General features: G+C 71.5%; 11 protein-coding genes. 2 read left to right on the top strand and 9 right to left on the bottom strand.

Annotation, left to right across the window (positions count from 1 at the left end; genetic code table 11):
• Positions 1-39: 39 nt before the first annotated feature.
• From ACN27G_RS10980 to araA, 5 genes are all read right to left on the bottom strand, one after another.
• Positions 40-1,989 carry an Hsp70 family protein gene (locus ACN27G_RS10980; protein ID WP_421492688.1) on the bottom strand — a complete coding sequence of 650 codons (1,950 nt, stop codon included), beginning with the start codon at positions 1,987-1,989 and terminating at the stop codon, positions 40-42.
• 291 nt (positions 1,990-2,280) lie between these two features.
• Positions 2,281-3,543, bottom strand: a complete 1,263-nt coding sequence (gene mmsB / locus ACN27G_RS10975; protein ID WP_421492687.1) for a multiple monosaccharide ABC transporter permease — start codon at positions 3,541-3,543, stop codon at positions 2,281-2,283.
• Complete coding sequence (mmsA, locus tag ACN27G_RS10970; RefSeq protein WP_421492686.1) at positions 3,540-5,228, bottom strand: multiple monosaccharide ABC transporter ATP-binding protein; 1,689 nt, start codon at positions 5,226-5,228, stop codon at positions 3,540-3,542. The genes mmsB and mmsA overlap by 4 nt, the downstream gene beginning before the upstream one ends.
• Before the next feature lie 141 nt (positions 5,229-5,369).
• The gene (gene chvE, locus ACN27G_RS10965) at positions 5,370-6,497 is read right to left on the bottom strand and encodes a multiple monosaccharide ABC transporter substrate-binding protein (protein WP_421492685.1); all 1,128 of its coding nucleotides are present in this window, start codon (positions 6,495-6,497) and stop codon (positions 5,370-5,372) included.
• Positions 6,498-6,617: 120 nt separating this feature from the next.
• Positions 6,618-8,135: an L-arabinose isomerase gene (araA, locus tag ACN27G_RS10960; RefSeq protein WP_421492684.1), complete on the bottom strand. Its 1,518-nt coding sequence runs from the start codon at positions 8,133-8,135 to the stop codon at positions 6,618-6,620.
• A gap of 362 nt (positions 8,136-8,497) precedes the next feature.
• On the opposite strand from araA, the gene ACN27G_RS10955 reads away from it, so the two are divergent.
• Together ACN27G_RS10955 and ACN27G_RS10950 are read left to right on the top strand one after the other, a co-directional pair.
• Positions 8,498-9,073 carry an RBBP9/YdeN family alpha/beta hydrolase gene (locus ACN27G_RS10955; protein ID WP_421492683.1) on the top strand — a complete coding sequence of 192 codons (576 nt, stop codon included), beginning with the start codon at positions 8,498-8,500 and terminating at the stop codon, positions 9,071-9,073.
• A gap of 165 nt (positions 9,074-9,238) precedes the next feature.
• Complete coding sequence (locus tag ACN27G_RS10950) at positions 9,239-10,846, top strand: hypothetical protein (protein ID WP_421492682.1); 1,608 nt, start codon at positions 9,239-9,241, stop codon at positions 10,844-10,846.
• Between the two features lie 68 nt (positions 10,847-10,914).
• Here the strand turns inward: ACN27G_RS10950 and ACN27G_RS10945 are convergent, their stop codons facing one another.
• The 4 genes from ACN27G_RS10945 to ACN27G_RS10930 all read right to left on the bottom strand — a co-directional run bounded on the left by ACN27G_RS10945 (position 10,915) and on the right by ACN27G_RS10930 (position 15,918).
• Positions 10,915-12,057, bottom strand: a complete 1,143-nt coding sequence (locus tag ACN27G_RS10945; RefSeq protein WP_421492681.1) for a glycosyltransferase — start codon at positions 12,055-12,057, stop codon at positions 10,915-10,917.
• A gap of 101 nt (positions 12,058-12,158) precedes the next feature.
• Positions 12,159-13,697 carry a lipid II flippase MurJ gene (locus tag ACN27G_RS10940; RefSeq protein ID WP_421492680.1) on the bottom strand — a complete coding sequence of 513 codons (1,539 nt, stop codon included), beginning with the start codon at positions 13,695-13,697 and terminating at the stop codon, positions 12,159-12,161.
• Positions 13,694-14,908 carry a glycosyltransferase family 4 protein gene (locus tag ACN27G_RS10935; RefSeq protein ID WP_421492679.1) on the bottom strand — a complete coding sequence of 405 codons (1,215 nt, stop codon included), beginning with the start codon at positions 14,906-14,908 and terminating at the stop codon, positions 13,694-13,696. Before ACN27G_RS10935 ends, ACN27G_RS10940 begins: the two co-directional genes overlap by 4 nt.
• Positions 14,905-15,918, bottom strand: a complete 1,014-nt coding sequence (locus tag ACN27G_RS10930; protein WP_421492678.1) for a glycosyltransferase — start codon at positions 15,916-15,918, stop codon at positions 14,905-14,907. The genes ACN27G_RS10935 and ACN27G_RS10930 overlap by 4 nt, the downstream gene beginning before the upstream one ends.
• Positions 15,919-15,921: the final 3 nt, after the last annotated feature.

Below are 15,921 nucleotides of genomic sequence, written 5' to 3'. Positions count from 1 at the left end.
TCCGGCTCGGTCCACCGCGCTACCGCGCTACGTACCGCGTCACCGCGACGGCCGCCGGCCGAGCCGGGCCGCCGGCCAGGCCAGCAGCAGCAGAAACGGATACGCGAAGAGGGCGTCGACCGCCACCCGGATCAGCGGCGGATGGGCGTACCAGTCGAAGATCCAGAGCAGCAGCGGGCTCGGCAGAACGCCGGCCGCGACGACGATGGCGAGCGCCGCGCCGCGACTGCCCAGCCGCGCGGTCGCGGCGAGTGCCACTTCGACGGCCAAACCGGCGACGAGGCAGCCGCCGACAAGCGCCACGAACCATACGTCGGGGTTGTGCTCCCAGTAGTAGAAGTGGACCGGGGTGCCCCAGGGCAGGTCGAAGATGTTCTGACCGGCCCGCACCACCGCGAGGCCGACGAATCCGGCGACGACGCCGGAGACCACCTGTGCGACGAGCGCTGTTCCGCGCCGACGGGTCCAGAGCCCGGCCAGCAGTCCCGCCAGGGGCAGGAGTTGCCAGGCGTAGCGGTCGGTCCAGTACGGCATCGGACCGTCGTAGTCGGCGACGAGCGGATAGGCGGTCATGGCCGCGCCCACCAGGGTACCGAGCAGCAGCACGGCGGCGAGGGCGAGCAGCGGCCGACGCGGCGTGGATGCCGGCTCGGCTACGGTCCGCCGCCCGGCGGCCGGCGCACCCGCCCCTGCACCCGCCCCTGCATGCGCCACGGCAGCCGTACCGGATGACGCACCAGCCGTACCGGGTGGCGCCGCATCCATGCCGGGCGGTGCCACCGCCGACCTGGGTGGCACCACCGCCTCCGCAGGAATCACCACCGGCGCTCCAGAGACCACCGCTGCCGCCGGTGACACGCCCACTGCCCGTCCGGCCGTTGCCGGCCGGACCTCCGTCGGAGGCAGCGCGCCGGTCGCGGCGCCCTCCGGAGCGGACAGGCTACGGAGGCTGCCATACGCGACGACCAGTTCCGGCTGGTCGATGACCGTCGGCGCCACTCCGAGCGCCCGGTGCAGCATGGTCGCAACCAGCGGGATCCGGCTCGACCCGCCGACCAGGAACACCCCGGCCAGCCGGTCCGCGGCGACGCCGTTGGCGAAGAGGGTCGAGGTGGTCAGGGCCACCGTCCGGTCCAGGAAGGGCCGGGCCACCTGCTCGAACTCGTCGCGGGTGAGGTGGAGGTCGCGATCCGGTCCCGGCAGGACGATCGGTGCCGCCGTGCCCCGGCTGAGCTGCTCCTTGGCGGCCCGCGCCTCCTCCTGCACGACGTGCTGCCGTCGCATCTCGGCAAGCCCGGTGCCTCGCCCGACGAGCTCGGTGCCGACCTGGGCAACCATCCAGTCGACGATCGCGGCGTCGATGTCCACCCCGCCCACGTCGTCCAGCCCTGCGGTGGCCAGCACCTCCCAGCCACCATCGACCCCCCGCCGCACCGCGCTGATGTCGAACGTGCCGCCGCCGAGGTCGTACACCACGAGCGTGCTACCTTCCTCCACGCGGTGACCGAGCACCTCCGTGAAGTACAGCGCGGCGGCGACCGGCTCGGCCACCAGCCGGACCTCGCCCAGCCCGGCCCCGGACGCGGCTTCGGCCAGTACCGCACGGCGCCGGGCACCCCACGTCGCCGGGTGGGTCAGCACCGCCGGCCGGGGCGCGGCGCCGAGTGCCCGCGCGGCGGTCTGGGCCACCCGGGCGAGCACCGCCCGGATCGCCTCCGCCACCGCGATCTCGACGTGGCCCAGCAGCAACGTGCCGTCGTCGATGCGACGCTTGGGATGCGGCTCCAGGCGGCCCGGATCGACCCGGGCGCCGCGCAGCGCGTCGTGACCGATCAGCAGTCGACCGTCCGGCTGCGCGAACACCGCCGACGGCAGCAGCGGCGACGCGTCGAAGAGCAGCGACTCGATCCGGCCGCTCGGCATCCGTAGCGCGGCCACGGTGTGCGAGGTGCCGAAGTCGACGCCGAGGGCGGCAGGCGTGGCGATCACGCAACGGACGGTATCAATGGGCGTCAGGATCTGGCGCCCACGCCGCCGAGCGCGTCGAGGCAAGCCGGAGACGGCGCCGGTCGCGGCCGATCTCGGCGACCACCACCCCGGTCGCGGCACCGACGTGCGGTACGTCCGGAGACACCGGATGCGCGGGGACCCTGGCACGTCGACTTCGCACTGACCTACACCCGGATACGTTGACGACCGTCCCGGGCCGACATCCCGCCGACCCGGCCGGACCCGTGGCCGGCGACGGTGCGCGCCCGTACCGCCGCCGACCGTGTGGCGTTACCGGGCCGCGCCGGCGCGACGCTTGGTCCAGACGTCGAAGGCCACCGCCGCGAGCAGTACGGCGCCCTTGACCAGCATGACCCGCTCGCTCGGGGCACCGATCAGGGACATGCCGTTGTTGATGACACCCATGATCAGGCCGCCGGTGATCGCCCCTACCACCCTCCCGACGCCGCCCTGCACCGCCGCCCCGCCGATGAACGCGGCGGCGATGGCGTCGAGTTCGAAGGCGTTGCCGGCGGTCGGTCCGGCCTGGTTGAGCCGGCCGGCGAAGATGATCCCGGCGAGCGCGGCCAGCACACCCATGTTGACGAAGATCCAGAAGACGACGGACCTGACCTTGACCCCGCTCAGGGTCGCGGCCTGGAGGTTGCCACCGACCGCGTAGATCTGCCGGCCGAAGACGGCCCGGTTGGTCAGCAGCGTGTACGCCAGCACCAGCCCGGCGAGCAGCACCAGCACCCACGGCAGGTTCCTGAACCGGGCCAACTGCACCACCACGGTCATCACGACCACGGCCACCGCGGCGATCTTGAATACGAAGAGCGGGAACGGCTCGACCCCCTGCTGGTACGCGAGCCGCGCCATCCGGCCGCGCCACTGCACCACCGCGAAGCCGACCACCGCCGCGATCCCGACCAGCAGGCTGAACAGGTCGGCCCCGCCGAGCACCCCGAGCCCGACGTTGCCGAGGTAGCCCTCGGTGAAGCCGTTGGCCAGGGTGCGGACCGGGTCCGGGAACGGGCCGATGCCCTGGTTGCCGAGCACGGTCAGGGTGAGCGCCCGGAACAGCAGCATGCCGGCCAGGGTCACGATGAAGGCCGGGATCCCGAAGTACGCGACCCAGAAGCCCTGCCAGGCGCCGATCAGCCCGCCCACGACGAGGGTGACAACCAGCGCCAGCGGCCAGGGCACGTCGTGTTCGACCATCAGCACTGCGGCCACCGCCCCGGTCACCGCCACCACCGAGCCGACGGAGAGGTCGATGTGCCCGGCGATGATGATCAGGATCATCCCGATCGCCAGGATAAGCACGTACGAGTTCTGCACGACGATGTTCGAGATGTTCTGCGGTTGCAGCAACGCCCCGTCGGTCAGCACCGAGAAGAGCAGCACGATCAGCGCGAAGGCGACGTAGATGCCGCTCTGCCGCAGGTTCATCGACAACCGACGGCCGGGCCCGCCGCTCGGGGGCGACGGTTCGGCGAGACCGGGGCCACTCACCGCGATGTCGGCGTTGGTGGGTGCGGTGGTGCTCATCGAAGCTGCTCCTGTCCGTTCGTCGGGTCGTTCCGGTCCTCGGTGCGACCCGGTTTGTCACCGCCGTTGCGGGCGTCACCGCCGTTGCGGGCGTCACCGCCGTTGCGGGCGTCACCGCCGTTGCGGGCGTCACCGCCGTTGCGGGCGTCACCGTGGTCGGCCTGGCCCTTGGTCATGAACCGCATCAGGTGCTCCTGGGTCGCCTCGGCCCGCGGCACCTCGGCGGTGATCCGGCCGGCGGAGAGGGTGTAGATGCGGTCGCAGAGGCCGAGCAGCTCGGGCAGCTCGGAGGAGATGACCAGGATCGCCTTTCCCTCGTCGGCGAGCCGGTTGATGATCGAATAGATCTCGTACTTGGCACCGACGTCGATGCCCCGGGTCGGCTCGTCCAGGATCAGCACGTCAGGGTTGGTGAAGATCCACTTTGACAGCACGACCTTCTGCTGGTTGCCGCCGCTGAGCTTGCCGGTCACGCTCAGCACGCTCGGCGCCTTGATGCCCAGGCTGGCCCGGAACTCGTCGGCGACCTGGTATTCCCGGTTGTCGTCGACCCAGCCGCGCCGGGCCAGCCTGCCCAGACCGGCGGCGGAGACGTTCCGCTTGATGTCCTCGATCAGGTTCAGGCCGTACCGCTTGCGGTCCTCGGTCGCGTACGCGATGCCGTGCCGGATCGCGTCCCGCACCGACCGTACGCTGATCTCCCTGCCGTCCTTGACCAGCCGGCCGGAGATGTTCGCCCCGTACGAGCGTCCGAAGACGCTCATCGCCAGCTCGGTCCGGCCGGCGCCCATCAGCCCGGCCAGCCCGACGACCTCGCCGCGCCGCAGCGTCAGGTTGGCGCCCGAGACCACCACCCGGCCGTGCTGGGTCGGGCTGTGCACCGTCCAGTCCTCGATCCGCAGCACCTCCGAGCCGATCCGGGGCTCGCGCGGCGGAAACCGGTGGTCGAGGTCCCGGCCGACCATCCCGGAGATGATCCGGTCCTCGGTCACCTCGTCGGTGACGAGGTCCAGGGTCTCGATGGTCCGGCCGTCCCGCAGGATCGTGATCCGGTCGGCGATCTCCGCGACCTCGTTCAGCTTGTGCGAGATGATGACGCAGGTTATCCCCTCGTCGCGCAGCCCGCGCAGCAGGCCGAGCAGGTGCGCCGAGTCCTGGTCGTTGAGGGCGGCGGTCGGCTCGTCGAGGATGAGCAGCCGGACCCGCTTGGCCAGCGCCTTGGCGATCTCGACGAGCTGCTGCTTGCCGACGCCGATGTCGCTGATCAGCGTCAGCGGGTTCTCGCGCAGGCCGACCCGGGCGAGCAGCGCCGCGGCCTCGTGGTTGGTCCGGTTCCAGTCGATCAGGCCCCGGCTGGCCCGCTCGTTGCCGAGGAAGATGTTCTCGGCGATGGAGAGCTGCGGGCAGAGCGCCAACTCCTGGTGGATGATGACGATCCCGCGCCGCTCGCTGTCCCGGATGTCGGAGAACGCGCAGCGCTGCCCCTCGAAGGAGATCTCCCCGGAGTAGGAGCCGTGCGGGTAGACCCCGGAGAGCACCTTCATCAGCGTCGACTTTCCGGCGCCGTTCTCGCCGCAGATCGCGTGGATCTCGCCCCGGCGTACCGAGAGGTCGACCTGCTCGAGGGCGCGTACCCCGGGAAAGGTCTTGGTGATGTCCCGCATCCGCAGAATGTCGTCGGTCATGCCAACGGATCGCCTCCAGCGTTGGTGGGTGGGCTGGTCTCGCCGGGCGTGCCGGCGTGCCGCGGCGGCCGCCCGGGGTACGCGGTGCGTGCCCCCGGGAGACCGCCGCGACGGTACGACTACTGGTTGGCGACCACTGTGCTACTGGAGCTGTTCCGGCTTGTAGTAGCCGGTGTCGATCAGCGCCGCCTGGTAGTTCTCCTTGTTGACGATCACCGGGTCGAGCAGGAAGGAGGGTACGACCTTGTTGCCGTTGTTGTAGTCCGTCTCGTTGTTGACCTCGGGCTTGTCCCCCTTGAGCACCGCGTCGGCCATCCTGACCGCCACCTCGGCGAGCTGCCGGGTGTCCTTGTAGATGGTCGAGTACTGCTCGCCGGCGATGATGGACTTCACCGACGCCACCTCGGCGTCCTGCCCGGTCACGACCGGGTACGGCTGCCCGCCGCTGCCGTAGCCGTTGCTCTTCAGCGCCGACAGGATGCCGATCGAGAGCCCGTCGTACGGCGAGAGCACCCCGTTCACCTTCGCGCCGCCGCCGTACGTCTTGGTGAGCAGGTCCTCCATCCGGCGCTGTGCCGTGCCGGGATCCCAGCGCAGGATCGCGACGGTCTTGAAGTCGGTCTGCCCGCTCTTCACCACAAGCGTGCCGTTGTCGATGTACGGCTGGAGCACCGACATCGCGCCGTTGAAGAAGAAGGTGGCGTTGTTGTCGTCCGGCGAGCCGGCGAAGAGCTCGATGTTGAACGGCCCCTTGGCGGTGCCGTCCGTGCCGTCCTGGTTCTTCACCTTCAACCCGACCAGCAGCGAGGTCGCCTGCTGCACCCCGACCTTGAAGTTGTCGAAGGTGGCGTAGTAGTCGACGTTCGGGCTGTTACGGATCAGCCGGTCGTACGCGATGACCGGGATCTTGTTGTCCGCGGCGTTCTGCAGCTGCGTGGTGATGGCGGTGCCGTCGATCGAGGCGATGATCAGCACCTTGGCGCCCTTGGTGATCTGGTTCTCGATCTGGTTCACCTGGGCGGGGATGTCGTTCTCGGCGTACTGGAGGTCGACGGTGTAGCCGAGCTTCTCCAGGCCCGCCTTGACGTTGTCGCCGTCGTGGATCCATCGTTCGGAGGACTTCGTCGGCATGGTGACCCCGACGAGCGCCCCGGCGTTGTCGCCGGAACCGGCCTCCTGGTCCACGGTCTTGGTGCTCGATCCGCACGCGGTGAGCGCGACGGCGAGCACGGCCGCGCTGGCCGCCGCCGCGAGCCGGGCGTGTTTCATACCTTCCTCCATTCGTAGAGATGCAAGGAAGGGCCCCCACTTATCGCTTTCTGTAGAAGAAGGGCCCCTTCCTAACACACCTCTGGTGGGTGGGTGGTGCGGGTAGGAGTGGAAGCGCGGTCAGGCCCGGCCGGGCAGCCCCTGGGCGAGTCGGTAGTACGCCTGGTTCCAGCGCAGCCGGTCGCGGAAGTCTGCCGGCGTGGTCCGCTCGTCGATGAGGACGAGCTCGGTGTGCAGCATGTCGGCGAAGTCGCGCAGCGTCGCCGACCCGACCGCCTGGGTGAGTACGGTGTGGTGCGGCCCCCCGGCGGTGAGCCACGCCTCGGCGGAGGTGCTCAGGGACGGGGCCGGCTTCCAGACCGCGCGCGCCACCGGCAACTTCGGCATCGGCTGGTCCGGCGGCACCACCTCGATCTCGTTGGCGACGAGGCGGAACCGGTCGCCGAGGTCGGCCATGCCGATCACCACGCCCGGCCCGGTCGTCGCGTCGAAGACCAGCCGGACCGGGTCCTCCCGGTCGCCGATGCCGAGCGGATGGATCTCGCAGGAGGGGCGTCCGCCGGCGATGCTCGGGCAGACCTCCAGCATGTGCGCGCCGAGGATCTTCGGCTCGCCCGGCCCGAAGTGGTAGGTGTAGTCCTCCATGAAGGAGGTGCCCCGGGGCAGGCCGGCGCCCATCGCCTTGACGGCGGCGAGCAGCGTCGACGTCTTCCAGTCGCCCTCGCCGCCGAAGCCGTAGCCGTCGGCCATCAGCCGCTGCACCGCCAGGCCGGGAAGCTGGCGCAGCCCGCCGAGATCCTGGAAGTTCGTGGTGAAGGCCCCGAACCCGCCCTCGGTGAGGAACTGCCGCAGGCCGGCCTCGATCCGGGCCGCGTACCGCAGCGAGTCGTGCCGGTCACCGTCCTTGGCCAGTGCGGGCGCGAGCTGGTACGTGTCGGCGTACTCGCCGACCAGCCGGTCGATCACGTCCTCGGTGACCCGGTCGACCACCTCGACCAGGTCGTTGACCCCGTACGTGTTGACCGAGACACCGAACCGCAGCTCGGCCTCGACCTTGTCGCCCTCGGTGACCGCGACGTCGCGCATGTTGTCGCCGAACCGGGCCAGCCGGAGGTTGCGCAGGTGGTCGAAGCCGAGCGCGGCCCGGGCCCACTCGTCGATCCGGGCCACCACGGCGGGATCGGAGGCGTGCCCGGCGATCGTCTTGCGGGCCAGCCCGAGCCGGGTCTGGATGAAGCCGAACTCCCGGTCGCCGTGCGCGGCCTGGTTGAGGTTCATGAAGTCCATGTCGATGGACTCCCAGGGCAGCGCCTCGTTGAGCTGGGTGTGCAGGTGCAGCAGCGGTTTGCGGAGCGAGTCCAGGCCGCTGATCCACATCTTGGCGGGTGAGAAGGTGTGCATCCACGCGATCACGCCGAGACAGTCGGGGTCGGCGTTGGCATCGAGCATGACCGCGCGGATCGCCGACGCCTCGGTGAGTACGGGCTTCCAGACGATGTCCGCGACGATCCGGCCGGAGCCGGTGAGCGTACGCATGATCTGCTGCGACTGCGTCGCGACCTGGTCGAGGGTCTCCGGACCGTACAGGTGCTGGCTCCCGGTGAGGAACCAGATCTGTGGGTGTTTGGCCGGCGGCATGTCCACCTCTCCTACTTCGGGCTCGGCTTCCGCCAGCCCCGATGCCGTAGCTCGCGTGCTCAGGTCGCGAGCAGAGTGTTACCGCTAACATTAAGGCAGTCAAACCGTACACCGTAACGCTTCAGTAACGGGAGAGCGGGAAATCCGCAGGTCCGGCCCAGGCGTCGAGCGGTCGCCCTGGGACGTCGAGCGGTCGGCGGCGACCGCCCGGAGGTCGCTCCGCCGAGGCGGCGGTCACCCGTTCGGCGCCCCGTCGAGGCGGGGGCCGCCCGTTCGGCGCCCCGTCGAGGCGCCGGCCGCCCGTTTCGTCGACCCGCCGGGACGGCTGCCGTCCGGCTGCGGGGCGGCACTACGCTGGGCCGGTGAGCCGGATCCTGCTCGTGCCGGGGCGCGGCCGTCCGAGACCGGAACACTGGTTGCGACGCTGGGCCGACGCCCACCCGCACTACCGGTGGGCGCCCTACCCACCCGGCCCTCCCTTCACGCTGGCGGAGCGGGTCGCCGCACTGCACCATGCCGTGACCGGTGGCAGGGAGGTGCCGGTGACCGAGCCCGCCGTCCTGGTGGCACACAGCGCGGGTTGCCTCAGCGTCGCGGCCTGGGCGGCCGAACAGACAGGAGCGACCGCCCTGGTCCGGGCGGCCCTGCTCGTCACCCCGCCGCACGTCGACCCGAAGTGGACGTCCGAGCCGGACGGCCCGCCGGACGACGGTGTCCACACCCCGGTACCCCGCACCCCGCTGCCGTTCCGGTCGATCCTGGTGGCCAGCCGCACCGACCCGTACACCACGTTCGCACAGTTCGAGCGCTACGCCGCCGACTGGGGGGCCGAGCTGTTCGACGCGGGCGACGCCGGGCACGTCGAGACCGCGAGCGGCTACGGCCCATGGCCAGCCGGTGAACGGTTGCTCGCCAGCCTCCACAAGGGATCCGGCTGACCAGGCACGGGACGCCCGGTCGGGCCCGGCACCCTGTGTCAGTACTCAGGTACTATCACCGGACGACTGCGGGCAATACACGACCACCGGGCTCCGCCAGGGGCCTCGGGTGCACTGGTCACGCCTCGCTAGGATCCGCACAGAGCGAAGCGGAAGTGGGTTGGGATGCAGCCAGTGGGTCCGTACCGGTTCATCGAGGCGGTCAGCCTCTGCCAGGTCGGCAGCGTCTGGTCCGCCATCGACGGACAGGGCAACTCCTACACGGTGGCCGTGCTCGACGCCGCTGTCGCGGGTGACCAGCGCTGGCGGGACGCGTTCGTGGGCACCGCGCACGCGCTGGCCCAGCCTGGCTCGGGCGGGCCCCGGTACGTACACGCCGAATTCGCCGCCGCCGCGCCCTGGGTCGCCTACTCCGCCGGCGACAGCGGCGGTGGGGAGCGGCTCTTCGCGGCGCTCGGCATGGAGTGCCGCCCCGCCCAGGACGGGCTCGGCGACGGCGAACCGCCGACCACGAAGACCGCCGTCACCCCGCCGGTCGAGGCGGCGGCCAACGGCTCTCCGGTACCGGACGACGAAGGGCTGGCCACTCCCACCACGCGACTGGGCCAGGACGTGGCGCCACCGAACCCGTGGCAGGCCGGGCCACCGCAGCCAACGCCGTCGACGAACGCGACACCGACACCGACACCGACACCGACACCGACACCGACACCGACACCGACACATCAGACCTCGGCCCCGCCGCACCAGAGCTCCGCCCCGCCGCACCAGACCTCGGCCCCGCCGGACCAGGGGGCGACGTCCCCGCACCACAGCTCCGCCCCGCCTTACCAGGTCTCCGTGCCGCCGGACCAGAACTCGGCTCCGCCGTACCAGAGTTCCGCACCGCCGTACCAGAACTCGGCACCGCCGTACCAGACCTCCGGGCCTCCGTACCAGACCTCGGGGCCGCCGGGCCCGATCTCCGGGTCGCCGCAGCCGCTGCCCGAGATGCCGCGGCCGTACTCGGCCGGGCCGTCGACGGATGCTTCCTCGTACGATCCGCTCTACTCGCCGGTCCGGCACATCGTGCCCTCGGAGCCCACGCCGAGGCGCGGCCGGCTCTGGCTGCTGGTCGGGGTGGCCGTGGTGGTCCTGTTGGCCGGTGTCGGCACCGTCTACGCTGTCGTCTCCTCCGGCGATGATCCCACCCCGCCGGACGCCACCCCGACCGCCAGCGCCCTCCCGGAGCTACCGCCGGCCACGAGCCCGCCGCTGCAACCGGGGCTGGAGCCGCCTGCCGGCGGCTCCTGGCCGGCACAGTGGCCGACCTTCACCGAACGGGACAACGTCCGCACCCTCTCCGGCCTGGAGGGTGTGGGGTTCCAGGTCAAGGTGCCGATCGACTGGGAGTGCACCCTCGGCGGCCGGGCCCAGGGGTACGTCAAATACAACTGTGGTGTGCCCGCAGGGCAGACCCCGCAGGCCGGTGGTGAGCTGATCGTCCGGGACTGCCCGCAGCCCTGCGACGATTCGCAGCAGATCGCCATGCGGCAGGCCGAGGAGGCATGGGGCAAGCGCTGGACCCGCAGCAGCCAGTTCGCCACGTACGCGGAGGCCACGTTCGTCCAGGACGGCGCGGAACGACACGGCCTGATCGTGGTCGCGTACTTCCGGGGCGGCAGCGATGGCGTGATCGACCGTCAGCTCGTGCTTCGGTTGACTGCGCCGACGAGCGGGGCGAACGACCTACGTCGGGTCGCCACCTATCTGCGCGAGACGCTGATCTTCTGATCGGAATCCCCGCTTGACCGGTGCTCCTACCTGCCGTTCACGACCCTGCCGATCACGACCCGGCTCGGCTACCCGGGGACGCTCTCCGCGATCCAGTCGGCCAGCCGGGTCGCGAACTCGCGCTCGGAGAACCTGGCGGCCTGGGCCGCGATCCGCGTCGGCTCCAACTCGTCAAGGCGGCCGAGCAGCGGGACGTAGTCACGCGGTGCAAGCGCATCCACGAGGAAGCCGGACTCTCCGTCGACCACCGTTTCGAGCAGACCGCCCCGGCGGAGTCCGAGTACCGGCGTCCGGCATGCCTGGGCCTCCACCGGAATGATGCCGAAGTCCTCGTGTACCGGGAAGAGCAGCGCCCGGGCTCCCCAGTAGAGCCGGCGAAGCCGCTCCCGGTCGGGCCGGACCTCGAGCCCGACCGGCACCCCGGCCCGGGCCGCAGCGCGGCGCAGATTCTGCTCCTCCGGCCCCGAACCGGCGATGACCAGCGGCATCCCGGCGGCCTCGGCGATCGCGATGACCAGATCGAAGTTCTTGTACGGAATCCACCGTCCCACTCCGAGCAGATAGTCCCGGGACTGGGCCCGGTCGGCGGCGGGAGCACCGGAGAAGAATTCCACGTCCACCGGTGGATTGACGACCGTCGCGTCGCGCCGCCAGTAGCGCTGGATCCGCGCCCGGACCTCCCGCGAGTTGGCGGCATAGCTGTGCACGTGCCGGCTGAGCCGTACGTCGGCGGTCCGCAGGGCCTTCCGGGGCAGCCCCAGCAGCGGGTTGCTGCCCCTGCCGTCGAAGGCCGGACTCCAGAGGTACCGGGCCGGTGAGTGGACGTAGCTCAGATATCGGGTCGGCCCCGCCCCAACCAGCCGCACCGTGTGCGCGAAGGCGTGGCTGGATGAGATCACCACGTCGAAGTGCTGCCGGGTGAGGGTCCGCCAGACCAGCGGCATCACCGGCAACGCCGCCGCCTTGGAACGCCGCAGCCAGGTGCGGGCCAGCCACGACTCGCGCAGACCCGGCTCGTCGGAGTCCCGGTCCTGCCAGAGCACGAACCGCTCGGCGTGCGGCACCTGCGCCGCGATCTGCCGGAAGACGTTCTCCGAGCCACCGGTGGCACCGAACCACTCGTGTACCAGCGCCACGGGGCGGCCGGCGAGCGTGCCGGCCGGCGACGGAGCGGCGGCCCCGTCCCGCGGTGCGGATGGTCGTCGTTGCATGCCGTCGCTCCATCGGTCCGGGCGAACCACGCCGATTCCACATTCGGCGGTCGGGACGCGGGACGGTGCCCGCGCCAACGCCCGGACCCTACCGCAGGGTGTCAGGTGCGATTCCGCCCCGCGACGAGTTGCCGTGCCCGGCTCCAGAAGGCCGACAGTAATGTTCGCCGGAGCCCGGGAACCAGCACCGGGTATCCGATCCAGACCAGCAGGATCGCCGCCGTCGAGGCGATCAGCCGGGGCAGGCCGGGCCCGGCCAGCAGGTAGCCCAGCCCGGCGGCACCGGCCGCGCCGGGCAACAGCACCACGATCAACCGCAGGCAGTCGCCGAGTACCCCGAGCAGCCGGGCCGACAGCACGAACGTCAACAGACCGCCGACCGATGCCGCGACGCCCAGCGTGATCGCACCCCAGTGCCGGAACAGCAGCAGATTCGTCACGATCGCCGCCGCGCAGGAGACCGCCATCACGAGCGCGACCTGGCGGTTGGCCCCTCGGGCGTTGAGCACCTTGACCAGGGTGTAGCCGATCACCTGGGCCCAGACCCCGAGCGCGAAGCCGAGGAGCAGCGTGGCGGAGACGTCGACCGCCCGCTCGTCGAAGGCGCCGCGGGCATAGAGCAGGGTGACGATGCCCCGACTGTTCAGGCAGAGGACCAGGGAGAGCGGCACGGCCACGAAGAGCACCGGCGGCAGCAGCCGGCGCAGTGCCCCGGTCACCTCCTCCGGCTCCAACCTGGCGAACGACGCCAGTCCGGCGAGGCCGAGCGGGGCGGCGAGCAGCGCCATGGCGGAGTCGACGACGAACCGGGCGTACTCGGTCGCCGCCACCACCTCGACGCCGAGCAGCGAGCCGACCGCCCGCTCGACACCGATCGACCCCTGCAGGATCACCGGGATCAGCAGCAGCGGCCGCAGCCTGCGCCAGAACTCGCCCACCGCCACCCGGTAGGCGATCCGGGGCGGCGGTGCCGCCGTACCGTCCGGGGCGCCCGGCGAGGCTCCGGCGGAAGCCGGCGCCAGGTAGCCTCGACGCCGGACCCAGAACGCGCCCCAGCCGCTCAACAGCAGATACGGCACCGTGAAGCCCCAGGCCAGCAGGACGACCTCTCCGGAGAGGTACGCGGCGACCGTGGCGCCGATCAGACCGAGACTCTGCACCGAGGGGCGCAGGTTGATCAGCCGTACGTCGTCGTGCGCCAGACCGACAAGCGTGTACAGGTTGTACTGCACGTAGCAGGGTACGGAGAGCGCCGCAATGCCCAACATCGTGGCGGCGAGTTCCGCCGTCGCCGCATCGAGTCCGGGCGCCAGCAGCTCCACCCAGTGCCGACGGCCGAGCACCAGTGCCGCCACCAGGATCAGCGAGAAGGCCCCGAGCAGGGCCCGCACCGTCCGGTAGAGCGCGAGGGCCAGTGCCGGGTGTTCCCGCCGGTACCGGACGTAGAGCGGCAGGAAGCCCGCGGTCAGCGCGTCGGCGGTGAAAAAGTTGATCGGTATCAGGGTTGCCGTCATCGCGACCCGGTTGGCGGCGACCGCACGGCCGGCTCCGAAGAGAGCCGCCAGCAGCACCTCCCGGGCCAGGCCCAGGATCTTGCCGATCAGGCCGCCGAAGACCAGCCGAAGGAAGATGCTGGTCATGGTGGCCCGGACCGACCTCGAAGTTCCTCGAAGAGGTCCAGGTAGCTCCGGGCACAGTGGTCGAGGGTGAGTTCGGCCGGCAGCAGGCTGGCCCGGCCGCCGGGCGTCCGGACGGCAGCCCGAAGCGCCTCCGCGACCGCCTCCGGGTCGTCCGGGTCCACCTGGTGCAGCACCGGTCCGAGCGGCGCACCGCCGATCGCTCGCGTCGGCACCACGCAGGGCAGCCCGCAGGCCAGGGATTCCAGGACCGTCATCGGCAGCCCTTCGAGCCGGGCCGTGGTGAGCAGAGCGACGTCGGCACCGGAGTGGTATCTCCGCACCTCCGTCGGGTCGACCGGACCGACGAAGGTGACCATGTCCCGCACGCCGAGTCGCCCGGCCAGCCGCCGGAGCCGGGGCCCGTCCGGGCCGCCACCGACGAGCAGGAACCGGAACCGATCGCCGAGACCCCCGTCCCGCAGCGCCGCCGCTACCCGGATCGCCCGGTCCAGCCGCTTCTGTACGTGCAGCCGACCGACGCACCCGACCGCGATCACCTCATCGCCGATCCCGAACCGGGCCCGTACCTCCGCCCGGGCCGCCGCGTCGAAGCCGAAGTCGGCCGGCCGCACTCCGTTCGGGATCAGGCTGACCCGCTCCGGCGGCGTCGACCAGCGCAACGGCCGGCCGGTCAGCGACTCCACCACCCGCTCCCCGACCGCCACGATCCGGTCGAAGTCCCGATAGCGGGCAAGGTCCCGGGGCAGCGCGAGAAGGTTCTTCGGCGAGGTGGCCAGCGACCGGAGGCTGCCGGCCCGCAGCTTCGACCCGAACTCCATCGCCGAGGTGCCGTGGGCCTGCAACACGAAGGGCGTACCGGGCCGCCCCGACCGTGCCCGTCCCGGCGCCGGCCGCCTCGTCCGTGCCACCGAGTACGCCCCTGCGCTCACCGACAGGACCGCGTCCGGCGGTGCGGGCAGCGCGTCCCAGTACCGGCGCGACTCGGCCCACCACGCGGCCGAGTACCGTCCCGGCGCGGTGCCGGGCAGCGGCACCACCTCGACGCCCTCCGCTCCGAACGGAGCGTCGGTCCCGGGTAGGGCCGTGGTGACGAGCCGGACCTGCCGGACGTGCCCGGCCAACTGCACGGCGAGGTTCCAGGCCAGCGTCTCCATCCCGCCGATGACGTGGTGGGGGGTCGAGCGGGAGAAGACCAGGATCGAGTCGATCACAACAGGCTCCGGTACAGCGCCTCCAGCTTCGCGGTCTGCCGGCGCAGGTCGAAGCGCTCGACGACCATCTCCCGCCCGGCCCGGCCGAGGCGCGCGGAGAGATCCTGGTCGCGCAGCAATCCGAGCAGCCGCTCGGCCAGCCCACCGACATCGTGCTCGGCGACGAGGAAGCCGTTGACCCCGTCGGTCACCGCCTCCGGGATCCCGCCGTGCTCCGTCCCCACCACGGGCCGGCCCAGCGCCGCCGCCTCCAGCAGCACCATCCCGAGCCCTTCCCGGGCGCCCGTGGCCGCGGTCACGCTGGGCAGGCAGAGCAGCCGGGACCGAGCCATCCAGTCCAGCGTCTCGGCGTACGGCAGCGCGCCGAGAAACCGGACCGAGTCGCCGAGGCCGAGCTCGGCGGCGAGGGAGCCGAGCCGCTCCCGGAGCGGCCCGGTACCGATCAGCACCAGTTCGGCATCGGGCACCGCCCGGCGCACCACGGCGAAGGCCCGGAGCAGATCCGCCGTCCCCTTCACCTCCACCAGCCGCGCCACGTGCAGGATCCGGGGCCGCTCGACGACCGGGGCGGGCCGGATCAGGTCGACGTCCACCCCGATCGGCAACACCACGAGGCGGTCGTCCGGATAGCCCCACTCCAGCGCGCAGCGCCGGACGTACTCGGAGACGCAGACGAAGGTGGCCCCGGTCTCCAGGAGGTCGTCACGCCAGATCGCGTAGTTCACCCAGGAGATCCTGCCGGAGCGGAACAGGCGGGCCCGGCTCAGCGTGACGTCGAAACCGTGCAGCGTGGTGACGAGCGGGATCCGCAGTCCGCGCGCCAGCGGGGCCGCGTACGCCCCCTCGACGCCGAAGTGGGCGTGCAGGAGCGCGACGTGCCGCTCGGCGAGGAGCCGCCGCAACCGCGCCGACCGGCGGGTCAGGGTGTACGACAGCAGCCCGGTCCGGCCGAATCCCGCGACGCTGACCGCGCCGTCCCGGAGCGCGTCGGAACCCTGACCCGTCGGCACGCC

Source organism: Plantactinospora sp. WMMB334 (genome assembly GCF_049179095.1).
In the GTDB taxonomy this organism is placed as follows: Bacteria; Actinomycetota; Actinomycetes; order Mycobacteriales; family Micromonosporaceae; genus Plantactinospora.
Note: the sequence above shows the minus strand (reverse complement) of the source record. Positions and strands in the feature narration are given on the sequence as shown.